The sequence below is a fragment of the Sphingopyxis sp. GW247-27LB genome (assembly GCF_002277025.1).
Lineage (GTDB): Bacteria > Pseudomonadota > Alphaproteobacteria > Sphingomonadales > Sphingomonadaceae > Sphingopyxis.
The window spans coordinates 1-5,752 of the sequence record NZ_NIWD01000012.1; the positions used below are offsets into that span (position 1 = coordinate 1).

The 5,752-nt window shown below is 56.3% G+C and carries 3 protein-coding genes; 2 read left to right on the forward strand and 1 reads right to left on the reverse strand.

Features of this window, described 5'->3' with window-relative positions:
- Positions 1 to 149: transposase (locus tag CD928_RS16975; protein ID WP_141237185.1), on the forward strand; the 149-nt coding region annotated here is incomplete at its 5' end.
- A gap of 298 nt (positions 150 to 447) precedes the next feature.
- On the opposite strand, the gene CD928_RS16985 is transcribed toward CD928_RS16975, so the two are convergent.
- Positions 448 to 1,770 (reverse strand): hypothetical protein, encoded by a 1,323-nt coding sequence (locus CD928_RS16985; protein WP_039575466.1) that lies wholly within the window; start codon positions 1,768 to 1,770, stop codon positions 448 to 450.
- Positions 1,771 to 2,457: 687 nt separating this feature from the next.
- Between CD928_RS16985 and CD928_RS16990 the strand changes: the two genes are divergently transcribed.
- A complete protein-coding gene (locus tag CD928_RS16990) occupies positions 2,458 to 5,394 on the forward strand; it encodes a TonB-dependent receptor (RefSeq protein WP_054588702.1) in 2,937 nt (978 codons plus the stop codon).
- The last annotated feature ends 358 nt before the right edge of the window (positions 5,395 to 5,752 follow it).

Below are 5,752 nucleotides of genomic sequence, written 5' to 3' on the forward strand. Positions count from 1 at the left end.
ACCGCAACCGCGTCGAGCGCATGTTCGGAAAGCTCAAACAGCAACGACGCATCGCCACTCGATATGACAAAACCCTTCTCTCGTTCGAGAGCTTCCTAAACCTCGCCGCCACGCGGCTATGGCTGAAGTCTTTTGTCAACGCGGCCTAGGGACCTCACCGGCGGATTTCCATCAAGGCCAGCGGCACTCAAAACGCCGCACAAACAGGCCGGACATATGAAAGCAACCGATCAAAGCCATCGCGACCACAAAGCCCTTGCCATAGGGGGCGTCCACATATGAATCAGAAAACCGCCCAAAAAAGAATCCCCTTTGAATCAGCCAAATGTCATCCCGCTCTAACTCCTCGCCCAGCCAATGATATCTACGGCGGAAAACTCTAACCGCAACTGGTCCAGAATTCAGGTGGCAGAGCACCTGAAATGGAGGCGGCGCCGTTCTCACAGGTCAGAGCCGCACGCATCCCCGCAGGGTATCGCGCAGCACTGCAATTGAATTGCTGAGCGAGGCTTCGCCTTCCAGCCGCCCGTTGATACGTAGCATCACCGTCCCGCTTTGCTGCATGAGCAGGGGAACAAGTTGCGTACCCGTCACGCCGCCGATCCATTGAGTGCCGTTCGCATTGGCGCGCTGAACGGATATGCTAACGAGCCGACCGGAGAAGTTCCACGTCATCGTCATCGCATTGTCGGCGGAGGGCTTGTTGAGCAGCATCGCCATGTAGGGCTTTCCGCCTTCACAATAGAGACTGAGGGCTTCGATGTTGGGCGATGCCGCGGCGCTCACATAAGCCATGGGCGCGCGACCTTGCACCGGTACAACTTCCCAGGGTGTACCGGGAAGCGGCACTGCCGTTTCGGGCGGGCTTTTGTCCAACAGCGTCTTGATTTCCGGCGCAATCGGCAGCCTAACGCCCGAAGCAGACGGATAAACTGTTAGCTTGCCGCGCTCCCAAAGGCCCACCTGCACCGCACGGCGCGCCGGGTCTATTATTATATAGGCCTGCTCCACACCGCCCTGATGCTGCGCATTGCCGGAAAGATAGTAATAGTTCCCAGCCCGCTGCAATGGCGAGACGGCTGAGAGATTGGTCCGCAGCGCAGCCATCTTCGGCCCCATCCGGGCCTTCAATGCCGCAGCCAAGGTACCCTTATCGAACAGGTCGATATTGTCCTTGGCGTAGCTTCCCGGATATTTGCCGACGAGGCTGGCGAGATTGGTCCATTCCGCTGGAATGCCTTGCACGGCCACCGCCGGCTCAGGCCGTGGCGGCAGTGGCGTGCCAGCAAGAGCGCTGCCCTGGCAGAGCGTGAACGGGCCGCCACCCGTGAAGGCCGCATGGAAAGAAGCCGGGCGTTGGCCGCGCGGCAGATCGGATTCAAAGCGGATGACACCGCGCTTCTCGTCGTCGTTCACATACATGAGAACCCGACCAAAATCATTGCTGCTAACTGGAAAGGGAAAAAATACTGCCATGATGCCGTCATAGCTCTGGCCCATGAAGGTGAGAGCATATTCCACCCGAGGGGGCTTTATTTCCCGACCATTGGCGCGGAACGTCATGCCCTTTTCATCGATGGTTACGCGCGGTTCCTTTGAGCAGTCGCCGCGCGGGGCGTAGCTGCCAAAGATATGGTCGACGCCCTGATCCTTGAAGCTGGATAGTGGTAGCGCCTGCGCACTTGCGGCAGCAATCGTGGCAATCGCACAAGCGGCAAGACCTACACCCGAAAGGCGGATTGTGGACGGCATGTGAAATGGCAATGTCATGTCGAATCCCCATCGAAGTGGTGACGGTTTTCGCGCGCACATGGCTCAGTCACGAGGTAAATTGGTGCGCCGGTCGCCTTGATCCTATTTGGCCAACAGGATAGCTGACTTAAGGGATGGTTTGGTTCTGGTCATGGATGCCCCCACGTGAAAGCCCTGCCCGGCAGGGACCGTGACGTGGTTAATACGATCTTGATGACTCTAAATTGAACGGGAAGGAATAGGTGAACTGACCTGACCCCCTGGTTTCCACCAGCCGGGATCAGAGCCCGGCCTTTTGCACTGCTATCCAACTTTCGACCACGCGGGTCATGCGCTCCGGATCGGGCATGCCGTACCGCAGCCGCATCCAAAAGTCGTCGGCGCGCGCTCGACCGCGCCAAGGCTGAAGCGCTGACAGCAAGCATCGGATGTATAAACTGATATCTTCGGATCTGAGATGGCACACCTCCCACCGCCCCGAGCAAAATAATAAAGTGCCATAATAAAGTTCTTTACCAAATGCCGAAAAACTGCTCATCTTCCAGCCGAGCGGCGAGAATCTTTTCCTCTCCGGAAATCTCCTTCTGGCCACTCCTCAAACTCGGGGCAGCTCGGCGAGCTGCCCCATTTTTGAACATCGACAATCGGGGACAAGGACGGGTTCGCGCAAGAAACGAAAAAATCGAGACAGGGAGAGATAGGGTGATGAATAAGAAAGCCTATTGGTTGGCAAGCGCCGTCGTGATGGCGTTGCCACAGGTCTCAAATGCTCAGGAAGTCATAGCCGAAGAGCCAGATGGCGGTGACAATGTCATCGTCGTGACAGCGCAACGTCAGGCGCAAAGCTTGCAAGACGTACCGATCGCTGTCAGCGCATTCAGCGCTGAGGCGCTTGAAAGCCAGCAGATCGAAAATGCCTCGGATCTACAGCTGACGCTGCCCAATGTATCTTTCTCGAAAGGCAATTTCACCTCAGCTTCATTCACTATTCGCGGCGTTGGCGACCTGTGCGTCGGCGTCACCTGCGATGCTGCGACCGCAATCCATGTCAATGGATCCCCCTTGTTCGGAACACGCCTGTTCGAGACCGAATATTTCGATCTGGAAAGGATTGAAGTCCTTCGCGGACCTCAAGGCACCCTGTTCGGCCGGAATGCGACCTCCGGGGTCGTGAATGTTGTGACCGCGAAACCCAAACTCTCCCGTTTCGAGGCTGAAGCGCAATTCGAGTATGGCAATTTCAACAGCATCGAAGCGCGTGGCATGGTCAACGTCCCGATCGGGGATATGATCGGCGTGAGGCTGGCGGGCATATATGTGAACCGCGACGGTTATACGACGAATCTCTATGATGGATCGGACATCGACGCTCGGGACCTCTATGCGTTGCGAGGCTCCCTTCGTTTCGAACCCGGTCCTGATACGACGATCGATCTCATGGGCTATTATTTCCGGGAAAAGGACACGCGCCTCAGAAACCAGAAACAAACGTGCCAACGCGATCCATTGGGCGTGCTCGGATGCCTGAACAATCGACGTGATTTCGATACCACGAACGCAAATTCAACGGTCGGTGCGACGCTCAGTTCATCCGAGTTCTTCGCCATTCAGGGCATTCCCGCCGTGCTCGGCCTCGGCAGCCTTTATGGCCCTGATGGGTTTTCCGGGTTTCAGGAGCCTGGCGATGTGCGTGTCGTCAACACGGCCTATACCCCTTTCTATTTTGCCGAAGAGCTACAGGTGCAGGCGCGCCTTGAGCAAAAATTCGGCGCGATGACCCTGACGGCCACCGGCATTTATCAGGATACTGAAGTCGATTCCAGGCAGGACTATTTTCTTGGAATTCAAAGCCGTGCCGGTTTCGCCCCGGCGCTCAATACGTTGGACTTTTTTGCGGCTAACGGATTACCGACAGGTCTTGCTCCGCCGGCGCCAGCCTTCATTCCCGGCTCTTCGGCCTATTTTTCGCCGATTGCCGGCGCTCTAATCCCGGACGGTCCGCAGGGCGTGCTGTGCACGTCGGATAATGATGATGGAAGCAGAGGCGCTTTCGAAGGGAACTCGCTGTGTTCCGAAACGCCGCTTTCTTTCGATCGATCTTCGGAACAACGCGAATCGTGGAGCGGAGAGCTCATCCTCACGAGTGACTTCGACGGGCCGTTCAATTTCCTGTTGGGCGGAATTTACGCGAAATCGAAAACCACCGACAATAGCTATTATGTGAACTCGTTTGCGCTCGATTACGCCAGTGCCGTATTGGGTTCATTCGGCTCCTTGTCGGGCGGCCTTCCGCCATCCTATTTCGCGACGTCGATGTATCGGAACAACTCGCTGGAATCGAATCTAGAGAGCTATGGCATTTTCGGCGAGGTCTATTTCGATCTAAGCGACCGGCTGACGTTGACCGGGGGGCTGCGTTACAATAATGACAAGAAGGATGTGACGGCGCGTACGACGCTGATCAGTTTCCTGAACCCTTATGCCAATGATGGAGATCCGTTCGATACCCCGATAACGCCCCTCACCGGGCCGTCTGGGCTTTTCGATGCCGACCCGGGGACGCCGGGCCAACAGCTCGCCCAGTTTCGCGAAGTAAGCTTCGACGAAATTACCGGACGAGCAGTTCTGGCCTTCGAGGTTACGCCGGACAATTCACTCTATGCATCTTATTCTAGGGGTTACAAATCCGGCGGGATCAATCCTCCGCTTTCTCCGATTTTCGCCGTCAGCGAGAGTTTCGGCTCTGAAACGATCGATGCCTTCGAGATCGGCTCCAAGAACGTCTTCGCAAACGGCGCGTTACAACTCAATGCCACCGCATTTTACTACAAATATAGTGGACTGCAGCTCAGCCGCATCGTGGCAAGAACGTCCGTGAATGACACGGTTGACGCCAATATCTGGGGTGTCGAACTGGAGTCTGTCATCAGGCCGGACCCGAACTGGCTTATCAATCTGTCCTTCAGCTATCTCAATGCCAAGGTCGCCGGCGATCAATTCTTCTCCAATCCGCGTGATCCGGGCGGCGGGGATCCTGATGCCGTGATTATCAAGGACATCAGCAATGGTGCGCACTGCGCTGTCACGGGACCTGCGCCTGGCGTTGCTGATGCGTTCGTTGCGGGCGTAAATGCGGCTCTCGGCCTTCGCGCACCGCAGGAATTTCCTTCGGACGGCAATATCGCCTCCAGCGGCGCGTTCGGCATTTGCGGTGTCCTCGCGAGCGCTATCCCTGCGAACAGCGGGATCCAGGTATTGAGTCCTGGCGTCGAGGTTAACATCAAGGGCAACACATTGCCGCAAGCGCCGAATGTCAAGGTCTCGATGGGCGTGCAGTACACGGCAGAGGTCGGGAATGGTATGACACTCGTCCCCCGCGTCGACATTTCCATGACCGGAAAGCAATATGGCAATATCTTCAACGGCAGAATTAATCGCATCCAACCTTTCGTACAGGCTAATGCAGTTTTGCAGTTGAATGGTGCCGACGAGCGCTGGTTTGTCCGGGGGTTCGTTCAGAATATCTTCGATAGCAACTCAGTTACCGGACTTTATGTCACCGATGCATCTTCCGGTAATTTTACAAATATCTACACGCTTGATCCGCGGCGTTATGGTGTCGCGATCGGCGCAAAATTCTAATGCTTTAGCTGTCCCAATCGATCGGGAAAAATTATACCGCATGAAAATCGCGGCGTCGGAGGGCCAGTAGCAGGCCCTCCGACGCCGATTTCATGCGCCAATTGCAGTCTTGGGCGAGGAATGGGTGTGAGATACGTCCGGCGTGCGCACTGCGGAAACTTGCGTCTCGCGCGAGCGATATGGGAGGCACATTGGCTCCTGCCCCTCGAATTGCACTGCTACCCAACCTTGGACCACGCGGGTCTAGAGTTTTCCGCCTTACTCACATCTGGTGGGCTGGTTGCACCGGCTGAGTTTGCCAGCCGTATCGGGGGGATATTCCCGATCGCGCTGTGCGGTCGCTCTTCGTTGTAGTGTC

Excerpts from the sequence above, each read along its gene's own strand:
- CD928_RS16985 (WP_039575466.1), bottom strand. The coding sequence starts at position 1,770 with ATGACATTGCCATTTCACATGCCGTCCACAATCCGCCTTTCGGGTGTA.
- CD928_RS16990 (WP_054588702.1), top strand. The coding sequence starts at position 2,458 with ATGAATAAGAAAGCCTATTGGTTGGCAAGCGCCGTCGTGATGGCGTTG.